Origin of the sequence: Mesobacillus sp. (assembly GCF_049588175.1) — a bacterium.
Taxonomy (GTDB): Bacteria; Bacillota; Bacilli; order Bacillales; family Cytobacillaceae; genus Mesobacillus.
In genome coordinates this window covers 1-2,912 of the sequence record NZ_JBAVFI010000086.1, presented here as the reverse complement: position 1 = coordinate 2,912, position 2,912 = coordinate 1, and the positions used below count along the sequence as shown (strand labels likewise).

Annotated in this window: 5 protein-coding genes; all 5 read left to right on the top strand. The window is 39.8% G+C overall.

Features of this window, described 5'->3' with window-relative positions:
• Positions 1–291: DUF5643 domain-containing protein (locus tag WB217_RS01905; RefSeq protein ID WP_423990130.1), on the top strand; the 291-nt coding region annotated here is incomplete at its 5' end.
• 166 nt (positions 292–457) lie between these two features.
• Positions 458–796 (top strand): rhodanese-like domain-containing protein, encoded by a 339-nt coding sequence (locus WB217_RS01900; RefSeq protein ID WP_423990128.1) that lies wholly within the window; start codon positions 458–460, stop codon positions 794–796.
• Positions 797–1,155: 359 nt separating this feature from the next.
• The gene (locus WB217_RS01895; RefSeq protein ID WP_423990126.1) at positions 1,156–1,530 is read left to right on the top strand and encodes a nuclear transport factor 2 family protein; all 375 of its coding nucleotides are present in this window, start codon (positions 1,156–1,158) and stop codon (positions 1,528–1,530) included.
• A 129-nt stretch (positions 1,531–1,659) separates the two neighbouring features.
• Complete coding sequence (locus WB217_RS01890) at positions 1,660–2,226, top strand: DUF4256 domain-containing protein (protein ID WP_423990124.1); 567 nt, start codon at positions 1,660–1,662, stop codon at positions 2,224–2,226.
• Between the two features lie 196 nt (positions 2,227–2,422).
• Positions 2,423–2,770 carry a VOC family protein gene (locus tag WB217_RS01885; protein ID WP_423990122.1) on the top strand — a complete coding sequence of 116 codons (348 nt, stop codon included), beginning with the start codon at positions 2,423–2,425 and terminating at the stop codon, positions 2,768–2,770.
• Positions 2,771–2,912: the final 142 nt, after the last annotated feature.

Below are 2,912 nucleotides of genomic sequence, written 5' to 3'. Positions count from 1 at the left end.
GACATCACGGTGATCCTTGAGAAGGTCACGTTTGCACCGACGGCAACCGAGGTTGTGTATAAGTTGAAGCAGCCAAGTGATCGAGAAATGGAGTTGAGCTTCGAGTTGTTAGGAAGCAACGGAGAACAAGTGGAACCTCTTTCCTTGTTCAAGAAAGATGATACATTCAAGGTGTCATACGAACCATTCAATAAGATTCCTGAAACCATCACGTTTCGGCCGCAATCCCGGCATGATAGGGAAACAGATCAGATCCTTGAGAAACTAGAGATCACTCTAGGAGTGAACTAGGGGAAAAACCAAATCCGTTTAGGATTTGGTTTTTTTACCGTGATGAAACGACTTTATTTGCAATCCAAAGGAACAAACCTGCCCGTTAGCCCTGGGCTGCAGCTTTGTAAGCACGGAAATTTGATATAATGAACCCAAAGAATGAACTGAAAGGAGCACGACCAGAATGACCATAAGAAAAATTTCCGCAGAAGAACTATACGAAAAAGTAAAAAATGATAACGATATCATGCTTTTAGACGTAAGAGCAGAGGAAAAATTTAAAGACTATCATATAGAAAAAGCAGGTATAAAGAATATCAACCTGCCGAAGAACTTCATTTTTGAAAACAACGAAGAAACGATTCAGGCATTGCCTAAGGATAAAGAAATCTTTGTTACATGTACAACAGGGAATTCTGCCACAAAGTGTGCCAATATCCTGTCGGAAAAGGATTATAATGTAGTCGTATTAGATGGCGGAGTGACTGCCTGGAAGAGTTTTTTAGAAACGAAGAATGAATGATTAGTTAAAGGAGCGATGGTGAGATTCGCTCCTTTTTTTGTGGGTCTTAGTTAGGTAATATTTTTAGCTCTTCACTTTTGTAAATACTTTGACCTTAGCGGCGGAATGATACAAATCCATACTTGATGAATTCCAACGATTCGAATCGACACCGACAATTCTTATTTAGCTATAAGGGAAGGTTCTAGAAGGAATAATAGTAAAATCGTAGAACTTCTTAATATACAAGTTGGCAATAGAACAATTGATATCTCATGTGACGAACAATTCGTTTTCGCAAAATAAAGGCTTGTAGCTTAGAAAGCTAGTTAGATAAATAACAAAACTAGTGTAACACTTATAAGAAGGGATGATTGACAATGAAGAACTCTCTAAAAGAAAAGGCTGTGTCGTTTTTACAACTGGTTGCGTCGGGGGAAGTGCGCGAAGCATACCACAGGTACATTAGTCCGGATTTCCGTCATCATAATCCCTTTTTCCAGGGAGATGCTGACTCTCTTATGCTCGCAATGGAAGAGAACGGCGCCGAGAATCCAAACAAAATACTTGAAGTAAAACGTGTCATCGAAGAGGGGGACATCGTTGCGGTTCACTCCCATGTAAAACAAAAGCAAGATGACATTGGGGCAGCAGTGGTCCATATCTTCCGCTTCCATAATAACGTCATCGTCGAATTGTGGGATGTGGGTCAGCCCATACCTGAGAATTCTCCGAATGAAAATGGCGTGTTCTGATGGAGGTTTTTGTTGTTATGCTGAAGCATGGGGACGTATCTTGTGCTTCCAGTTTCATTTGACCTAAAAACTAATAAAAAGAAGCAAAGGGTACGTCCCTTTGCTCATAAAAACAAGGAGGAAACGAATATGACAAAGAGAAATAAGGAGTTGTCACCAGAACAACGTGATGAACTACTCGGAACTTTGAAAGACCGTTTTGAGAAAAATATGAACCGGCATAAAGGTCTGGAATGGGCTCAAGTACAAGCCAAGCTCGAAGCAAATACTGAAAAACTTTGGGCGCTCAATGAAATGGAAGGAACTGGTGGTGAACCGGATGTGGTTGGCCATGATAAAGAGACGGGCGAATACATATTTTATGATTGTGCAGCGGAAAGTCCTAAAGGGCGCAGAAGTGTTTGTTACGACCGTGAAGCACTAGAGTCAAGGAAAAAACACCAACCAGAAAATAACGCTATGGATCTGGCAGCTGCCATAGGCATTGAAATTTTAACGGAAGAACAATACCGGGAGCTGCAGAACCTTGGGAGTTTCGATTTGAAAACGTCGAGCTGGGTGCAAACACCCGATAATATTAGAAAACTTGGCGGAGCCATCTTTTGTGATCGCCGCTACGACACTGTATTTATGTACCACAATGGAGCAGATTCCTACTATGCGGCAAGAGGTTTCCGCGGCTCGCTAAGGGTCTGAATTTTGCACAGACAGCTAAATCTTAATTTGAGAACGGATTATCTGAGGAAAGACATTAATATCAAACTTTAACTATTGGACTCAAGAGTTGATGTGGGGATTGCTGGGGCGAACCTTTTATTATTGAGCTACCGGTGGCAGTTTAGTTGAAGAAGGAACTTACTAAAAATTTAAAAACAGACAGGAGTTAGATACGATGATAAAAGGTTTCGGAGGAATATTTTGGAGAACTAAGAATCTTGAAGTTATAAAAAAATGGTACAGTGAAGTGTTGAAGATGGAAATAGAAAATTGGAATGGGACTGTGATTAAACCCCAATTAGGAAATGAGACTATCTTTTCTTTCTTTACCGAGAATGACAGTTATTTTCCTACAGAACAACAAGTGATGTTGAATTTCCAAGTACATAATTTAACCGAGACTATTAAGCATCTTGAACATATTGGTGTACCTCTTGAAAAGAAAAAAGAGATTAGTGAATATGGAAAGTTTATTTGGATTAAAGATCCTGAAGGTCGACTAATCGAGCTTTGGGAGAAATAGCAGGTTGTAATCATTTGCTATTAGCTGGTTTAGTTCAAAAAGGATTGGCTGCTGCGTCAGATTTTTTGCGTTCCAATAACGGGGCAGGTTAACTGAAGAATGATAATTTAAATCAAGGTAGATGATAAGTATTTCATCAATA